This is a genomic window from Streptosporangium sandarakinum (assembly GCF_050942225.1).
Lineage (GTDB): Bacteria > Actinomycetota > Actinomycetes > Streptosporangiales > Streptosporangiaceae > Streptosporangium > Streptosporangium nondiastaticum.
In genome coordinates this window covers 5,895,423-5,912,101 of record NZ_CP192034.1, presented here as the reverse complement: position 1 = coordinate 5,912,101, position 16,679 = coordinate 5,895,423, and the positions used below count along the sequence as shown (strand labels likewise).

Here is a 16,679-nt window from a genome sequence, read left to right as displayed (position 1 = left end):
TCAACCTTCCTGGCCGGTACCGGTACCGGTGCCGACGCTGTTCGTGTCCGCCGTCCCGGGTGCGCGGCCGGTGAGCCGGTCGTGCAGCCGGCGGACCTCGCGGAGCCATTCGCTGTTCCCCTTGCGGGCGGCCGTGTCGCGCACCTCGGGGATCTCACCGCGGGCGCCGCACCACTCGGCGGCCGTGGCGGCGAGTGTTACGAAGCGGGCCAGGCCGTTGCGCGGGCGCTCGCCCGGCGCGGGCAGCAGCGCGGGCAGCGCCGCGGCGGCGATCCGCCACACGTGCGCGTGGGCGCCCCGCCCGGCCGCGGCGTCGAGCGCGGCGACCATGTCGATCATCCTGACCTCGCCGCTGGTCAGCAGGAGCCCCACCTGGCGGCCGACCTCGGCCGCGGGCAGCTCGTCGCGCGCGGCGACCTCCAGCAGCACGTCGACCGACTCGGGTGTCCCCGGTTCGCCCAGGACACAGGCGAGCATCGTCGAGAACGCCGCTCCGGCCGGCCCTTCGGCTCGCGCGAGATGGCGGATCTGCCCCAGCCTGAGGGAGGGGTCGTTCCAGGAGCGTCTGAGCGCATACGGCATGAGGTGGGCGGCGGCTACCTCGCGGTGCGCGGGCAGCGTCGAGGGCCACCATTCGAGGTGCTCGGCGTCGGCCGAGTGCCTGGGGACGCCGAGCATCATGTCGACCAGCGGCAGGCCGACGGGTACGGCGGTGGCCGTGGGCACCAGACGTATGTAGTGGGAGTGGCTCCGGTCGTGCCAGTCGTGGTCGCCGTCGCCGCCGTTCCCGCAGGTCCACTCCAGCTCGATCCCGACCTGCGGGCAGGTCCACGCGGCGAGGATCCGGCCCGCCGCGGACGTCAGGCGGGCCGCCCGCTCCGCCGCCTCGGGATCCGGGGTGCGCGGCAGGCGCAGCAGCGCCTGCTGGAGGTCGGCGGCCAGCGGCTTGGCCCCGGCGGCCTCGATGACCTCCAGCCGCCGGACCAGCTCGGCCGCCGCCACGTGCCCCGTGGTGTGCGTGGGCGTGGCCAGCAGCAGCGGCGGGAGGGCGTCCTCCTCGACGGCCCGCAGGACCTCGGCCGCGCGGTGCAGCAGGAGCCGGTGCGGGGCGGCGAGGTTCCCCTTCGGCATGAAACGCCGCCAGGCGTGCGGGGTGGGCGCGGTCGCGGTCAGGGAGCGGACGGCGCCTCGGAGCCACTGGCCGGCATGCTCCCAGGGCTCCCGCCGGTAGTCCCAGTCGGCCCACGGCTGGGCGAGCGTTTCGCGCAGTCCGGAGAGCATCGCCGCCGCCGTGCCCACCCGGTCGCGGTGGGTGAGCGCGACGAGGCCGGCGAGCGACCGCTCCCAGGCCTGCCAGGAATGCGGCCCCTCCTGCCGCATCAGCAGGTCGAGCTCCTCGACGGACTCGACCGGGGGTTCGAGGGCCCGGGAGCGTTCGGGCGCGGCGGGCAGCGGCGGCGGGGTGAACGCGGGTTCGGCCTCGGCGACCGTGCCGCCCGCGAACACCGCGGCGGCCCGGTGCCCGAGGTGGGGCGGGAGCAGCTCGACGGCCTCGCCCACGATGGCGCGACCCTCCTCGCTCATGCCGCTCGCGTGGGCGAGGGCCAACTCGACGGCCTTCTCCCGGAGCTCGGCGAAGTCGGTGGCGAACGCGCGGGCCAGTGGCGCGGCGACCACATCGGCTAGCGCGGGTGCGCGCCGTACGGAGCGATCGAGCCATGACAGCCCGGCGCGCACCAGCTTGCGCTCGGGGCGGAACAGCAGCGACTCCCACGCCTCGGCGAGGTCGTCGGCGGTGAGGCCGTCGCAGGCGCGCAGCCGTCCGGTGGCCAGCTCGGCGACCGGGCCGGGGGAGGCGGGCAGCAGGCACAGGTAGTCACGGGCGCGGGGCGCCGTCTCGGCGGGCGAGGGATCGAGCGCCTCGTGCAGGCGGACGAAGAACCGCAGATCGATCGCCGTACCACCGAGCAGGAAGCGGCGCACGCAGCCGTCGATCAGCTCCTCGCGCTTCACCCGGCCCGCGTCCGCGAGGGTCGTCAGTGCGCCCAGCCAGCCCTGGCGCGGATCCTTCTCCCACTGGAGCACCCGGCCCACGCCCGCGGCCTCGAACAGGCGGGGCAGCAGGTGGTCGAGCAGCGGGTCGGCACCGAGATCCGAGGGGACGCGGTCCGCCCAGCCGGCCACCAGCGGGTCATGCGGCGGCGGCTCGATGCCGGTCTGGCGGAGCAGGGCCAGGGCGAGTGCCATGCCGCGGTCGTCGGAGGCGCGCAGGCGCAGCACGAGCCGCTCGGCCAGGTCGGCACGCCAGGCGGCGGGCCGGTCGGCGAGCACCGCCAGGACGAGATCCACGTCGTTGTCGAGGCCGGCCCACCGCGGCGCGAAGTCGCGCCGGTACAGCCAGGACGCCACGGCCGCCGCGCCGCCGATGGTCGCGGCACCCGTCACCCGCAGCGCGGGGCCGTAGTCGACCAGGCCGTCGTCCCAGCGGTCGAACCGGCCCCGCAACTCCTTCAGCAGCTCCGGCAGCCGGGCGGCGACCTCCTTGCGGCCCTCGCCGTCCAGTGTCCTGACCTTCTCCGCGAGCCGGTCGGCCTGCCGTCTCTCGATCAGCTTCCTGATCTCGCCCCAGTGATCCATGGCGGGGAACCTAACCAGCCGCACCGACACTTTCGGTTGCTTCGGGCTTCACCACCCCGGTCGGCGTTTACGGAGGTGGTGTACGAGCCGGCTTCACGTGATTCCGTGTCTGAGGGCTGAGCGGTGAGTGCCCTCGTGACCGGGGTGCGGCGTGTTGCCGCTGACGAGGCGGTGTTGGGAACCGATCGGCTCAGACGGCTGTCCTCCTACGGCACGTGCTTGATGGGACATGCGGCCGAGAAGGACATCCGCAATGGGGCACCGATCCGACTCGCCCCCGGATGGCCGGGCGGCCATCGTCGAAAAGACCGGTCAGAAGTGCGGCGAGAGGATGGTCTCATGGCCTCAGTCGCGAATGAAGACGGCTCCCAGGGAAACCTTGCCGCCAGGATCCAGGCCGAGATCGGGGATTCTGCGCGAAGCCCCTGATCTGATGTTGACGCGATAGTAGCCGAATGGCTCCCCGAACTCGGGGGTGCTGGCCTGGACGATGTATTCATCGTCGCTCAGCCAGGAATCGCCTATCGCGTCGTTCGGTTCTGAGATGAGGCGCAGCTTGGATTTCCTGACGGTTTCTCCGGTGATGGTGTCACGAGTGACGATGTACTCGTCCTGGCCCGCAGACCGTACCTCCACGATCGACCGGCCATCGGGGGAGAGGTCTCCGGCGACGTCGATGGACGTTTGTTCGGCGATGACCGATCCATCTGGTTTCAAGATGGTCACCCTGGTTGCTTTGTCGAGGCGGGGCAGGTTCGTTGCGCCGCGATCACAGATGCGCCCCGGCTCATGCCGAGGACTGTGCAGAACCCCTCAAGGGTGGTTGTCCGCCCTGTGGCGAACCCTGTGAGCAGCAGACGAGGCTGATCCCCCGCGAAGGTCATTGCGAAGAATTCGCCGTCTGGCGATATCTCCAAGTCGTAAAGGTCGCTCAGCATCTGAGCGTCGAGGCGTGGGGAGATGGCCTTCTGCTGAGCCGTCGGCAGGTCCCAGCCCATGAACCGCAAGTGCTTCTTGCTGAAATAGGCGATGCGGTGGCCGTCACGGGTGATCCGGAGTGTGATGTTGCGCCGCTTGGCATCGCTCAGTCGTACTTGGCTGGCCGCATCGTAAAGCTCGATGTCACTGGTGCAGTCATCATCGCCGATGTCGACTCCGCCTCTGCGCCCGCCGCAGGACGAAGCATACGGGATGCCGATGTCCTGCCTTCCATCGCCGCGTTTGTAATTTACACGCAACCGCCATTCTGTGCAGACCACCAGTGGGGGTTCGGCGTCTTCTTCCGTGAGTCCGGGATTCAGCCTGCCGCACTTCGCGTCATCGGGAATGAAGGCGTACTGCACGGGCGGATCATATGATTTCGGCTTCCACTCCCATGTCGGCTGCGGCGTGTCGTTCCCATTGGCGTAAAGAACGCCGAATCCCAGGGCGCAGGCGAGAACAAGGATGCCGACCCACTTCGCGGGCCAGGATTTCGACTTTCTCTCCGGCGTGGGAGGCGAGAAGTCGAATCCACCGGAATCCAGCCTGTTCGTCCCGACGGATTTCATTGTGATCCCCGTTCCTCCCATTCAATGCCGAACGACACACTAAGCCAGTTCGATAACGGATCGATCACGAGGAGCGGATCTCCGCGAAGAAGCGGAGCCGGGCCTTCGCCGAGGGCTTTCGTGTCGCCGCGGATCCGGGGAGACTGCCGATGGGAAAAGGTTCGGAACAGTGGCAGGGAGGCAGGGTCATAGCGGATGGCGGAGCTTTTTCGCGCCCGCGGCGGAGCGGTGAGTGAGGCCGCGGCGCGGAGGTGGATCCAACTGTTTGTGAGCTTGCCGGCGCTTTCCGGTGGAAGTCGCCCGAGTGGCTGTCGGGAAGCCCGGTGGCGAGGTGGCGACTTCGCCGGGAAATGAGCGGGGTTGAAGCCCGGCGTCAAATACCCTTCCAAGGTGGCGGCGATGTGGTCCATGGCATGGAGTGAAACCTGCGGCGTCGTTGCTCGATCGCCCTTCAGGGTGGGACAAGAGGGCGGCGGGCCTCTTGAAAACGAGGTGAAGGTCATGGGCGCGTCTGGCGAGCCGGCGTACGAGACCTATCAGAGCATGGAAGCGCCACCGGTGCGGCGATCGCACTGACGGCACATTCCGGCTGCGAGTCCATCGGCCGGGCATAGTGCTCGGCGGTGTGGGCGGCCGGGCAGACGGCCAGGAGCTACAGCGGAACCGTACGATCCCTGAGGGGCTGGGCTCGAAGACCTGTCGTCAGGACGTCGAGCAACCGGCCGGCCACGTCGGCTGATCCGGCTGCGGCGACGGCGATGCCGTTCGCGAGGTTCAACACGTCGCCGACATCGATCGCCGCGCGTATGTGCTCGTCGGACTGGGCTGAGGCGAGTAGCCGCCGGCACGCATCCGTCAACGCCCGGTGCCGGATCTCCAGCGCCGTGTCGGCGTCACGGGCGGCCGGCAGCAGCGCGAGCCCGCGGAAGAACCTGCTGACCCGAGCCCTCGACCTCGCGGCCCGGCTCATGGCCAGGCCCCGCACGGCCCGACGCCTGACCCACGGCGCCATCGCTCGCGCATGGCGGCGCCGCCTCGTGAGTGAACTACGGGGCTCCTACGCCCACCAACTTCTCGGCGCGGCCACCTGACCGGACGCCGGGCACGGGCCGCGGCCGGCTCCGAGTTTTCCCGTGGTGCGGAGGCGTCCGGTACGGAGATCGTGGTGACGATCACGCGGGGACCGCTTCGCCGGGGTCGTCCGGGACGAGGGGCAGGAGAAGCTCGTAGAGGTCGCGGAGCCGGTCGGGGCCGACGGGAGGGAAGACGACGGTCGCGCCGACCGCGAGCAGGTAGGGCAGAAGGGCCGCGGTGCGGGCCTCCTCGTCACCGGCGGCGGCCGGGCGCCACACCCGCTGGAGCGCGGCCAGTCGTGCCTCGTCGAGGCGGGTCTGTACGGCGCGCACGTCCGCGTCCCAGGTCGCCCACGCCCGCAGCGCGGTCTCGACCTCGGGCCGGTAGAGGCCGGTGTCGTCGGAGCCGACGAGCTTCGTCAGCCGCGCGAGGACCGTACGGGGACCGGCCGATTCGCCCACCTCGGAGATGGCGTTTTCCAGCGCTTCAACCGAAAGGCGCTCGAAGTGGGCGAGAAGCTCTTTCTTGTACCCGTCGGCGCCGTCGAAGTGATGGTGGAACGACCCCTTCGACAGGTTGAGCCGGGCGGCGATCCGGTCGATTCGAATCCCTGCCGCGCCCTCTTCCGCAAGGACTTTCAGGCCCTCGTCCAGCCACCGGTCTCGTGCCGTGCTCACCCGGCGAACGTACCACAGGGTATGGAACGGCCCGTGCCCGCCGAGGCGCTCACGAGCGTCATGTCAGGAAGCTGTGGACGCCGGTGGCGACGCAGATCAGCAGCATGCCGGTGGCGTTGAGGAAGAGGTTGCGGCCGAAGTCCCGGGCCGCGATGTGGATCGCGACGGCGACGACGAAGTAGAGCACGAGGGCGGCACAGGTGACGGCGCCGAGGTACGGCAGCCAGATGCCGAGGATCAGACCGGCCGCCGCGGCGAACTTCAGCGGCGGCAGTATCCACCAGTGACGTCGCGGCCAGTTCACGCCCTCAAGGCACCGGGCGATGAACGGGATGGGCTTGACGCACATGACGGCGTCGCCGGCCTGAATGAACGCCAGAAGGACGACCGGCCAGACGGGGTCGGGCAATGCGGACATGTCTCTCCTCGAAAAAGATCGCCGGACATACCATACGGTATGGTATGTCCGGCGATCAATGTTCGCCCTCCCATCACCGGAGGCTCGACTCGCCCTGTCGCGGATGGCGCGGTCGCTCGGTCGTTCGCCGCTCAGGCGTGCGTGCAGGTGTCGCGGTACTCCTCGATCGACAGGCTCCGGGGAGCCGGGCACAGGAACTGCTCTTGACGTCCTCCCCGCCCTGAAGGGCGGGGATTCTCCCCTGCTGGGCCGCCGAGATCGCGGGCAGCTTGGAGTGGGTTCCTGCTTCGCCGGGTCGTGCCACCGCAAGCGGTGGTCTTACCGTCCCTCCACAGGCGTTTGGCCTGTCCGCCCGTCCGGCGGCCAGGATGTTGATCGCCGCGTTGACGTCCCGGTCGTGGACCACGCCGCACGGGCAGGTCCACGACCGGACGTTCAACGGCATCTTGTCAGCAAGTGCTCCGCACGCCGAGCACAGCTTCGACGACGGGAACCAGCGGTCGATCTTGGCGAAGGTCCGGCCGTACCGGGCGGCCTTGTACTCCAGCATGGCCGTGAACTGCGACCAGCCCGCGTCATGGACGCTCCCGGCCAGTCTCGTGCGCGCCAGGCCCCTCACCGACAGGTTCTCCACGTACACCGCTTGGTTGTCACGGATGATGCTCGCAGAGAGCTTGTGGGCGAAGTCCCGGCGCGCGTCGGTCACCCGGGCATGCGCCCGCGCGGGCCTTCACCTCCGGCCTGAAGGCCGGAGCACCGGCCCGCATTTCGGTAGCGGGTGTCGTCATCGATGAAGCGCTTCATCCACGAGATCATGTACTTGGCCATCGTGGTGTTCGGGGTCTGCGGGAAGAAGTGCGAGGCGCCGTTGAGCTTCATGCTCTCGCCGGTTCCGGGGACGCCGGCCGTACCTCGGCGCGGCTCAGGCGGCCGGGCCACCAGGCCCGCGGGCCCAGGTCCCGCACCAGCGCCGGGACCAGCAGGGACCGTACCACCAGGGTGTCGAGCAGTACGCCGAAGGCGACGATGAAGGCCAGCTGCGCCAGGAACGCCAGCGGGATCACCACCAGCGCGGCGAAGGTGGCGGCGAGCACGACGCCCGCCGAGGTGATCACCCCGCCGGTGGTGACCAGCCCGCGCAGCACGCCCTCCCGGGCCCCGTGGCGCGCAGTCTCCTCGCGCACCCTGGACATGAGGAAGATGTTGTAGTCGACGCCCAGCGCGACCAGGAAGACGAAGCCGTACAGCGGCACCGACGCGTCGCTGCCGGTGAACCCGAGGATGTGCGTGAAGACCAGCGTGGAGACGCCGAGGGTGGCGAGGAAGTTCAGCGCCACGGTGACCACCAGGAGCACGGGCGTCACCAGCGAGCGCAGCAGGAAGACCAGGATGAGCAGGATGATCGCCAGGACGACCGGGACGATGAGCAGCGTGTCGCTCCGCGCGGTCTCCATCGTGTCGTACCGCTGGGCGCTGTACCCGCCGACCATGACGCCGTCCTCGGCGTCGAGCGCGGCGCGCAGCCGCTTCACCGTGTCCTGGGCGGCGTCGCCGTCCGGCGCGTCGCGCAGCGTCGCCTCGACCAGGACGCGCCCGTCGACGATCTTGGGGTCGCCGCCCGGCCGGCCGCTCCGGGACACCGGTTCGGCGCCGGAGACGCCCTCGACGCCGCGGGCCTTCTCCGCCACGGCCGCGGCGCGCCCGGCGGGGGCGACGATGACCGCGGGCTGCCCCGAGCCGCCGGGGAAGTGCTCGCTCAGCGTCGCCTGCGCCGCCACCGACGGCGCGTCGTTCACGAAGGTCTCGTCCAGCGGGACGCCCCGGGCGTTGAACCGCGGCGAGAAGAGGGCCAGGACGACGAGGGGCAGCAGGGTCGCGATCCACAGCCGGCGCGGATGACGGCCGACCAGCGCGGCCACCCGGCCCCAGATCCCGCGGTTCCCTGCGTCGGCCGGGCGCGGCTTGGCCGGCCACAGCGCGGCGCGGCCCAGCAGGACGAGGACGGCGGGCAGGAAGGTGAGCGCGCTGAGCGCGGCGCACGCGATGCCGATGGCGCCCACCGGGCCGAGCGCGCGGTTGTTGGTCAGGCTGCTGAGCAGCAGCGCGAGCAGTCCCAGGGCCACGGTGGCGGCGCTGGCGACGATCGGCTCGAACGAGCGGCGCAGCGCGACGCGGCCCGCGGCGAAGCGGTCGCCGGTCGCGGCCAGCTCCTCCCGGAAGCGGGCGGTCAGCAACAGCGCGTAGTCGGTGGCCGCGCCGATGACCAGGATGAACAGGATGCCCTGCACCTGGCCGTCGACCCGGACGATGTCACGGTCGGCCAGGAAGTACACCACGGCGCAGGCCAGTCCCAGGGCGAACACCGCGCCGATGATGATGACGAACGGCAGCAGCACGCTCCGGTACACCGCCAGCAGGATGACCAGTACGGTGACCAGCGCCACCCCGAGCAGCAGGCCGTCGATCCCGGCGAAGGCGTCGGACAGGTCGGCCCGGGTGGCCGCCGGTCCGGCGAGCCGGGCCTGTAGACCGTCGACCGCCACCGCCGAACCGATCCGGTCCAGGGCCTCCCCGAGTGAGTCCTCGACGGCGGGGCTGAGCTGGACCACGCCCTGCAGCGCCTGGCCGTCCTCCGATCCGACGGCGGGCGAGGGCGCTCCGGCGACGCCCTCCGTGCCGCGCAGCGCGGCGAGCTTCCGTGTCGCCTCGGCGCTCTGCTCGGAGGTGACGGCCTTGCCGTCCGCGGTCCACACCACGATGAGCGGTTGCGTCTCACCTTCGCGGAACCTCTCCTGGACCTCCAGCACGCGTGTCGACTCCGCGCTCTGGGGCAGGAAGGCGGCCTGGTCGTTGGTGGACACCTCGGTGAGCTTGCCGGCGAACGGCCCCAGCCCTCCGCCGACGGCCAGCCAGACCAGCACCAGCAGCGCCGGGACGAGCCAGCGGATCTGTTTCCGTGCCATGGGATCGCCTCTCCGTGACGCCTTGTAACTCAATAATCAAGATACTCAATAATTGAGTTAATGTAGCATGGCGACATGAACGGCGCTGGTGAAGGGGGCATCGACCGGCTGGCCTTCGCGGTACGGCTGCGCAGGATGACCGCGGAGTTCAATCGCATCGCCCACGAGTTCGCCGGCGAGCACGGGCTGCATCCCACCGACGTCCAGGCGCTCATCAAGATCTTCGACGCCCCGGAGCCGATCACTCCCGGCAGGCTGCGGGAGGAGCTGAACCTCACCTCGGGCGCGGTCACCGCCTGCCTAGACCGGCTGGAGCGGGCCGGGCACATCCGCCGGGTCCGCGACGCGCATGACCGGCGCGTGGTCCACCTGCACTACCTCGACGCGGCCAGGGAACTGGCCGGGGCCTTCTTCCGCCCGCTCGGCCGCAGTACGGACAACACCCTGCGGCGGTTCAGCCCGGAGGAACTGCGCACCGTGGCCGCCTTTCTCGACGCCATGAACGAGGAACTCGACGCGCTGCGCGCCGCACCGGGCTCCGCCTGACGTCCTCGGGTGAACCGGCCTCGGCCCCGGCGGCGCCGGCACTGACGTCTTCGGGCGCGGGAGCCGGAACGGTTGCGGTCAGCCGACGTCTTCGGGCACGCGGGCCGGACGGCCCCGCCGGAGACAACGCCCGCCCCGGCCGGCCTCTCGGGGCGCGCGGCCCGGACGGTCGCGTGCCGGCCCCGGGTTCTCGGAAACGCGCGGCTACCGGCCGGACGGGAGTTGTCCGCCGATGAGCTCCAGCAGCGCGGCGTGCGTCTCGCGGTCGGCCGCCACGACGAGCCCGCCCGCGCCGGTGTGCGGCGGCCGGCCGTCGATGCCGGTCACCACGCACCCGGCGGCCCGGCACAACGCCATCCCGGCCGCGAAGTGCACGCTGTCCTCCAGGTGGCCGTCGGTGACGTAGGCGGCCCGCCGTCCGGCGGCGACCCACGTCACGGCCAGGGTGGTGGAGACGACGCGCGGGCGGAACCGCTCGGCGAACCCAGGCTCGGCGAGCAGCCGGACCGCCCGGAAACCCGGCGCGTTCGGGAACGGCGGATCGAGGTTGACGTCCACCAGCCGGGATCCGGCCGACGGCGCGAGCGGCTCGTCCACGCCGTCGCGGCGGACGTACGCGCGGGCGCCGCCGGTCCCGCCGGTTTCGCTGGTTCCGCCGGTCCAGAACACCTCGCCGGAGAACGGGTCGGCGCACGCCGCAGCCGTGACGCCGGAACCCGTGCGCAGGGCGACGTTCACCGCGACCAGCATGCTGCGCGCGGCGTAGTTCAGCGTGCCGCACAGGGGATCGACCAGCCACACGCGCTCCGCGTCGTCCCGCCCGGTGCGCCCGCTCTCCTCACCCGTCACGGCGTCGTCCGGCCGGGCCGTACGGATGACGTCGAGGATGGCCCGCTCCGCCTCGATGTCCGCGGCCGTGGCGAAGTCATCGGCGGACTTCTCGAAGCGCGTCAGCGGCCCGCCGTACATGGCGCGCACGACGGCGGCTCCCGCCTGCGCCGCGGTCAGGGCCAGTTCCTCATCGGTGATCGGCATGCGCGCAGAATAGACCGCGAGCCTTTCCGCCCCGCCGGCGCCCGCCGTCCGGCACAGGCGGGCGCCAAGTGAGGCGGGTGGCCGGTGGCCGCGGCGGGGCGGGCGGTGCCTGCGAGCCTCCGCCGGTGTGCTTGCGCCGTCCCCGTGCGCTGGCCGCGTGCGTCGTCCCCGCCGGGAACGACGGCTTGACAGCGCTTCGTCGCTGAAATCGCCGCCCCGCTCCGGGGATGGGAACCGGCCGGGTGTCAGAGCCGGTCGAGGAGATCCGGGAGCTTCCGCATGTCGTCGAAGACGATCGTGCCGGGGCCTTCGAGCCACTGCGCGGGGGTGAGCCCGCCCGCGTAACCGAGGGCGCGCATGCCGGCCGCGCGGGCCGCCTGGACGCCGTACCGGCTGTCCTCCACCACCACGCACCGGGCGGGCTCGACGCCCATCTCCCGGGCGGCGTAGAGGAACAGATCGGGCGCCGGCTTGCCGTGGGCGACCTGCGTCGCGCTGAAGATCCGGCCCTCGAAACGCCGGTGGAGACCGGTGCGGCCGAGGGTGTGGCGCATCTTGTCGTGGCTGCCGCTGGAGGCCACGCACGTCGGCAGCGCGATCGCGTCCAGCGCCTCGACGATGCCGTCGACGGCGGTCAGCCCCGCGTCCACCGCCTCCTGATGCAGGCGCACGAAGCGCCGCTCGGCCTCGGCCGTCAGCGCCGGTCCCAGCCGGGCCTCGATCAGCTCGTTGATGGACTTGGTGGACCGTCCCACGAACCGTTCGGTCACCTCGGCCTCGCTCAACGGCCAGCCCAGCTCCGAGAGCACGCCGGAGTGCACGCGTACCGCTATGGGCTCGCTGTCGACCAGCACGCCGTCGCAGTCGAAAATCACCAGTTCAACCGGTTCGATCACCGGGACAGGCTACTCCTGCCCGTATCCGGCGGAGCACCGGCCCACCGTACGCGGGCCACCCGGCGCCACACGGCGGACGCGTCCCGCATGGCCGTTCAGTGGGCGGTCACCGCGGCGAGGGCGGCACCGATCCAATGGGCGAGTCCCATGACGCTGAGACGTCGGTGCCGTCCGATCGGTTCAGCCGAACGGCACCGAGACGATCGCGCGGAATCTTCACCTGCTCTCCCCGGGACCATCACGTGCCCCTGCTTGGCTTGCCTTCCATGAGACAGGAGCGGGACATGGGACGGCGGCTCGCGCCGGTTCCGGTCAGAACGGAGACGACGGGGGAGGACCGGGCGGACCGCGCGGCTTTCTTCGCGGTGATGTCGCTGCCGGCGCTCGCGTTGGCGGACTGGCTCGTGGTGACGGTCGTCATCCGGAATGTCCAGTGCGAGCGGTACGAGCGGGGCGGCGTCATGGACTGTGGCGGCTCGCCCGCGATGGAGGAGGCGTACACCACCGGACTGCTGCTGACGGTTCCGGTCCTGGCGGTCCAGATGTGGCTGATCGGATCCGCGATCCGCCGGCTCCGGAACGGGTCGCGCCTGTACATCGGGCGGGGGCGTTCACGCCGTGGGGGCCGCCGACGGGGCTGACCTCTCGTCCATGGGCCCGGCCCGCGTCGTCAGGCGGGCGCGGACGACGAGGTCGTGCAGGAGACCGTCCGCGCCCGGCGTATCCGGCAGGTGCGAGGCGTCCCGCGCCTCCTCCAGGACGGCGGTCAGCCGGGCGACGTCGCGTTCCAGCCGCGCGCGGTCCGGGCCGTCCGCGGGTGGCGCCCCGTGCTCCGCGTGCCGCTTGGCGGCCACCAGCTCCGCCAGGTACGGCGGGCCGCCGCCCAGCCGGGTGAGGTCGGCGACGAGCACGCCGGTGCGCATCAGGTGGATGCCGGTGAGCAGCACCCGGAAGGTGTACAGCAGCGGCTTGAGCTCCCCCGACCGCTCGAACAGGCGCCACTGGGTCCGGGCGAACCCCAGGTAGTGGTGGGCGTGGTGACGGGTCAGGCAGTCCGGGGCGGCGGCGGCCAGCTCCTCGTGCACCGGGGACGTCGCCACCACCAGCGGCGAAAGCAGCTGCTCCAGGACGTAGCCGTTGCGGCGGAGCAGCAGACGGCAGAACTTGGCCAGGTCGTGGGTGACGAGGTCCACCTCGACGCCGTGGCGCGTCCACGAACGGGTGACGGTCTCCTCGGCGGCCCGCAGCCCGACGACGTCCTCCAGCGGCAGCAGGTGCACGCCGCGCAGGTCCACGTCGGAGTCGGCGGACGGGAAACCGTACAGGTGCGCGCCGCTGACCGTGGCGAACGCCAGGGCGTGCGGCTGCTCGGCGGGGATCTCGGCCAGCCAGGCCGGGAGGTGGACGGTCACAGCGATGCCCTCCGTACGGTCACCAGGTAGTCCTCGACGGTCCGGCGGTCGGGCGCCTCGGGCAGCGCGTCGCAGACGCCGGGACGGTCGAGGTCCGCGGCCAGCTCCGCCCGCCAGCGCTCCACCTCCGGCCAGGGGATCTCGCCCCGCCGCAGCGCCAGCAGCCGGTCACGGTGATCGCCCACCCGAACCAGCGGCTCGCCCTCGCGGGCCAGATGCAGGCCGCTGAGCATCAGCCTGATCATGTGCATGGCCTGCTTCCACTTCGGCCGCGCGGGATCGAGCCTGCGGAGTTGCGCCTGGGCGTACCCGGCGAACGTCCGGTGGGCGCGCCGGGACAGGAAGGCGCGGCGGATCGCCAGCAGTTCCTCGCCCGCCGGGGTGAGCCGCTCGACGATCGGCGACCACAGGCACTCCAGGACCGTCGGGTTGGCCTCCAGCGCCAGGACGCAGAACCGCTCGACCTCCCAGGAGAACTGCTCGGGCAGCGGCCCCTCAAGGTGGGTCGGCGGCTTGTCCAGCCGCCAGAACAGCGGGGCGGGCGCGGCGAACACCCCGCGCCGGTCCACGTCGGAGTCCTCGGTCTCCAGCCCGTAGGCGCGGGAACCGGTCACCACCGACAGCACCAGGTGCTCCGGGACGCTGACCGGGCACGCCGCCTGATCCGGACGAACCATCAGGCGGTACGGAGGTCGGCGACGACGCGGAAGCGCTCCAGGACCACCGGGGTGGCGTCGTCCACGGTGAAGGCGGCGTCACCCAGCGCCGAGCGCATCTCCCGGCCGTGCCAGAACTCCTCGTGGGCCGCACGCCACTGCCCGGCCGTCGTGTGGCCCTCTCCCTCGTCCACCGCGTGGGCGTCGTCCACCTCTGCCAGCGGTACGACGCGCACACTCGTCACCTCGATGACGGCCACCGGACGGCCGGCGGAGTCCACCACCGCCGACCGCTCCCCGACCTCGGGCAGCGGCTCGCCCGCCCGCTCGTATTCGACGGCGAGGGAGGTCGTGGCGGTCTTGCGGCCGTCGAGGATCGCCGCGACGAGCGCGTCCCGCAACGGTCCGGGAAAGGCGAACTCGGCCTCGGGCAGGCCGGCGGGGTCGGTCGGCCTGCCGGAGTCAGACGTCATGGGGCACCACCCTAGCGCTGCGGCCGGAGACGATCTCCGGACCATCGCGCCGGGCGTGGGGGAGGGGTGTCCTATAGCTGACGGAGGCATGGAAACGGGTGGAAATCGGGCTGATAATCCACGCGTACGGCGATGCGGAACGCCCCGTCTCACCGTTCCCCCGGGGCATCTGAACACGTCATGCCGACAACGTCGAAAGGCAGAAGATGCGTTCGTCGAAACGTGCCGCGGCGGTGCTCTCCGCCGCGGCCCTGCTGCTCCTCCCCGCCCTGCCCGCCGAGGCCGCCATGACCTTCACCTTCGGCAACCTGCACAGCGGCAAGTGCCTGGAGGTGGCGTACTCCGGCACCGCGGACCTCGCGGACGTCGGCCAGTACACGTGCCACAGCGGGAACAACCAGAAGTGGTACATACAGCCGGCCGGCGGAGGGTGGCAGACCCTGGTCAACGTCAACAGCGGGAAATGCCTGGACGTGCTCGGCTGGAGCACCGCCGACTTCGCGACCGTCACCCAGTACACCTGCCACGGCGGAGCCAACCAGAAGTGGGAGCTCGTACAGGTCACGGTCGCCCCCGGACAGCCGAACAACAGGATGATGCTGCGCAACCAGAACAGCGGCAAGTGCCTGGAGATCCTCAACTACAGCACCGCGGACTTCGGGGAGGCGGTGCAGTACGGCTGTTACGAGGGCGCCAACCAGGTGTGGGCCTCGCCGCAGTGGTTCTGGCCCACCTGATCCCCATCACTCCCCGATCGCACCTGATCAGCCGGTGGCGTCCGGAGCCGTACCGGAGACGGGCTGGTCAGAGGCGCACCGGGAGGCGGGCCAGGCGCCACGCCCCCGGCAGTGGCTGGCGCTCCAGATCCGCCGGATCGACGGCCAGCGCCAGATCGGGGAAGCGGCGCAGCAGCGCCTCCAGCGCCACCTCGGCCTCCTGCCGGGCCAGGGCCGCGCCCAGGCAGTAGTGCAGGCCGTGCCCGAACCCGACGTGGTTCTCCCGGCGGCCATCCGGCTCGCGGGTGATGTCCAGCCGGTCGGGGTCGGGGAACTCGCGCGGGTCGTGGTCGGCCGAGACCAGCACGGCCGTCACCGCCTCGCCCCGCCGTACCGGCATGCCCCCGATCGTCATGTCCTCGGTCGCGTACCGCATCCGCGTCATCTGGACCGGGCCGTACCGGCGCATCAGCTCGTGTACGGCGCGCGGCATCAGCTCCGGGTCGTCCCGGAGCAGGGCGAGCTGGCCGGGATGGGTGAGCAGGGCGGCGACGCCGTTGCCGATCAGGTGTGCGGTGGTCTCGTGACCGGCGAGGACGATGGTCAGCACCATCGTCACCATCTCGACGTCGCTCAGCCGGTCGCCGTCCTCGTCGTGGGCGCGGATCAGCCCGGTGAGCAGGTCGTCCTCGGGTTCGGCGCGGCGCCGGACGATCAGCTCCCCGATGTGCGCGACCATCTCCCGCAGCGGCTCCGCCAGGGCGCCGGGTTCGGTCGACACCAGGGCCCGCCCCCATGAGCGCCACCGCGGACGGTCCTCCTCGGGGATGCCCACCAGTTCGCAGATCACGGTGATCGGCAGCGGGTAGGTGAACCGTTCCAGCAGGTCCACGACGCCGTCCTCGGCCGCCGCGGGCAGGCCGTCCAGCAGGCTCTCGGTGATCTCCGCCACGCGCGGCCGCAGTCCGGCGACGCGGCGGGCGGTGAACGCGCGGGAGACGAGCCTGCGCAGTCGCATGTGGTCGGCGCCGTCGGCGTCCAGGACGCTGCCGAGGATGTACTTCGCGTACTCCGGCGGGATGCCGCGGGCCCGGATGATCTGCCGGCGGATGTCGCCCACGTCCATGCCCGGCACGTTCGCCGGGTCGTTGACGAACCGCTGGTCGCTCAGCACCCGCTTGACGTCGTCGTACCGGGTGACGAGCCAGACCGGCGAGGCGGCACCGGGGAAGAGCGCCCGCACCAGGGGAGCCTCCTCGCGCATCCGCGCGTACCCGCCGAAGGGGTCGGCGAGCAGCCCGGGATCGAGGAGATGGACCGTCTCGGCGGTGCGGGGATCGGCCGGAGCGCTCATGTCGTCCTCCTCGGGACCCGGATGCTCTTCTGATCCCAGGTTTCCCGTCCGGCGCGTACGGCATGCGCCCGGAGTACGCGGCGCGTGTCCGTTTCCCGGGTATCGCGGAGGCCGTTTCCTCTTCGCCCGGCACACGGGTCCGGCCCCGGGGCGCCGCGGCGCGCGTCCCCTCCTCGCGCGCCGCGGCACCCGACCATCGGTACGGCCGCCCGGCCGGTCAGCGGTACGGCCGCCCGGCCGGTCATCGGTACGGCCGCCCGGCCGGTCAGCGG

16 protein-coding genes and 2 pseudogenes are annotated in these 16,679 nt (G+C 71.6%); 3 read left to right on the top strand and 15 right to left on the bottom strand.

Going from position 1 to position 16,679, the window contains the following annotated elements:
* The 9 genes and pseudogenes from ACQP10_RS27375 to ACQP10_RS27335 form a co-directional block, all read right to left on the bottom strand.
* Nucleotides 1-2,637: a DUF6493 family protein gene (locus tag ACQP10_RS27375; protein ID WP_433539991.1), complete on the bottom strand. Its 2,637-nt coding sequence runs from the start codon at nucleotides 2,635-2,637 to the stop codon at nucleotides 1-3.
* Between the two features lie 345 nt (nucleotides 2,638-2,982).
* Entirely contained in the window at nucleotides 2,983-3,363 is a 381-nt protein-coding gene (locus ACQP10_RS27370) for a hypothetical protein (protein ID WP_433539990.1), read from the bottom strand.
* Nucleotides 3,360-4,187, bottom strand: a complete 828-nt coding sequence (locus ACQP10_RS27365; RefSeq protein WP_433539989.1) for a hypothetical protein — start codon at nucleotides 4,185-4,187, stop codon at nucleotides 3,360-3,362. Before ACQP10_RS27365 ends, ACQP10_RS27370 begins: the two co-directional genes overlap by 4 nt.
* 652 nt (nucleotides 4,188-4,839) lie before the next feature.
* The gene (locus ACQP10_RS27360; protein WP_433539988.1) at nucleotides 4,840-5,172 is read right to left on the bottom strand and encodes a hypothetical protein; all 333 of its coding nucleotides are present in this window, start codon (nucleotides 5,170-5,172) and stop codon (nucleotides 4,840-4,842) included.
* A gap of 187 nt (nucleotides 5,173-5,359) precedes the next feature.
* Entirely contained in the window at nucleotides 5,360-5,938 is a 579-nt protein-coding gene (locus tag ACQP10_RS27355) for a TetR family transcriptional regulator (protein ID WP_433539987.1), read from the bottom strand.
* 58 nt (nucleotides 5,939-5,996) lie between these two features.
* On the bottom strand, nucleotides 5,997-6,356 hold the full coding sequence (locus ACQP10_RS27350) for a DoxX family protein (RefSeq protein ID WP_399499371.1): 360 nt from the start codon (nucleotides 6,354-6,356) through the stop codon (nucleotides 5,997-5,999).
* Between the two features lie 313 nt (nucleotides 6,357-6,669).
* Nucleotides 6,670-7,086, bottom strand: a pseudogene (locus ACQP10_RS27345) (RNA-guided endonuclease InsQ/TnpB family protein); the annotation flags it as partial.
* Between the two features lie 41 nt (nucleotides 7,087-7,127).
* Nucleotides 7,128-7,235, bottom strand: a pseudogene (locus tag ACQP10_RS27340) (alpha/beta hydrolase); the annotation flags it as partial.
* Nucleotides 7,232-9,319 (bottom strand): MMPL family transporter, encoded by a 2,088-nt coding sequence (locus ACQP10_RS27335; RefSeq protein ID WP_433539986.1) that lies wholly within the window; start codon nucleotides 9,317-9,319, stop codon nucleotides 7,232-7,234. The gene ACQP10_RS27335 and the pseudogene ACQP10_RS27340, both read right to left, overlap by 4 nt.
* A 75-nt stretch (nucleotides 9,320-9,394) precedes the next feature.
* Between ACQP10_RS27335 and ACQP10_RS27330 the strand changes: the two genes are divergently transcribed.
* Nucleotides 9,395-9,865 carry a MarR family winged helix-turn-helix transcriptional regulator gene (locus tag ACQP10_RS27330; protein WP_346023031.1) on the top strand — a complete coding sequence of 157 codons (471 nt, stop codon included), beginning with the start codon at nucleotides 9,395-9,397 and terminating at the stop codon, nucleotides 9,863-9,865.
* A 204-nt stretch (nucleotides 9,866-10,069) separates the two neighbouring features.
* Here ACQP10_RS27330 and ACQP10_RS27325 read toward each other — a convergent pair whose 3' ends face one another.
* Nucleotides 10,070-10,900 carry an inositol monophosphatase family protein gene (locus ACQP10_RS27325; protein ID WP_433539985.1) on the bottom strand — a complete coding sequence of 277 codons (831 nt, stop codon included), beginning with the start codon at nucleotides 10,898-10,900 and terminating at the stop codon, nucleotides 10,070-10,072.
* 245 nt (nucleotides 10,901-11,145) lie between these two features.
* Entirely contained in the window at nucleotides 11,146-11,796 is a 651-nt protein-coding gene (locus ACQP10_RS27320; protein ID WP_346023029.1) for an HAD family hydrolase, read from the bottom strand.
* A gap of 266 nt (nucleotides 11,797-12,062) precedes the next feature.
* Between ACQP10_RS27320 and ACQP10_RS27315 the strand changes: the two genes are divergently transcribed.
* Nucleotides 12,063-12,437, top strand: a complete 375-nt coding sequence (locus ACQP10_RS27315; RefSeq protein ID WP_346023028.1) for a hypothetical protein — start codon at nucleotides 12,063-12,065, stop codon at nucleotides 12,435-12,437.
* Here the strand turns inward: ACQP10_RS27315 and ACQP10_RS27310 are convergent.
* Genes ACQP10_RS27310 through ACQP10_RS27300 form a run of 3 tightly spaced genes read right to left on the bottom strand, consistent with a single transcriptional unit; the run spans nucleotide 12,408 to nucleotide 14,337 of the window.
* Complete coding sequence (locus ACQP10_RS27310; protein WP_399499366.1) at nucleotides 12,408-13,208, bottom strand: nucleotidyltransferase domain-containing protein; 801 nt, start codon at nucleotides 13,206-13,208, stop codon at nucleotides 12,408-12,410. The two genes, ACQP10_RS27315 and ACQP10_RS27310, sit on opposite strands and share 30 nt — an antisense overlap.
* Entirely contained in the window at nucleotides 13,205-13,885 is a 681-nt protein-coding gene (locus ACQP10_RS27305; RefSeq protein WP_346023026.1) for a nucleotidyltransferase domain-containing protein, read from the bottom strand. Before ACQP10_RS27305 ends, ACQP10_RS27310 begins: the two co-directional genes overlap by 4 nt.
* Entirely contained in the window at nucleotides 13,885-14,337 is a 453-nt protein-coding gene (locus ACQP10_RS27300; protein WP_346023025.1) for an ASCH domain-containing protein, read from the bottom strand. The genes ACQP10_RS27305 and ACQP10_RS27300 overlap by 1 nt, the downstream gene beginning before the upstream one ends.
* 206 nt (nucleotides 14,338-14,543) lie before the next feature.
* Here ACQP10_RS27300 and ACQP10_RS27295 point away from each other — a divergent pair, with 206 nt between their 5' ends.
* Entirely contained in the window at nucleotides 14,544-15,074 is a 531-nt protein-coding gene (locus tag ACQP10_RS27295) for an RICIN domain-containing protein (RefSeq protein WP_433539984.1), read from the top strand.
* A 67-nt stretch (nucleotides 15,075-15,141) separates the two neighbouring features.
* Here ACQP10_RS27295 and ACQP10_RS27290 read toward each other — a convergent pair whose 3' ends face one another.
* Nucleotides 15,142-16,407, bottom strand: a complete 1,266-nt coding sequence (locus tag ACQP10_RS27290) for a cytochrome P450 family protein (RefSeq protein ID WP_346023023.1) — start codon at nucleotides 16,405-16,407, stop codon at nucleotides 15,142-15,144.
* Nucleotides 16,408-16,679: the final 272 nt, after the last annotated feature.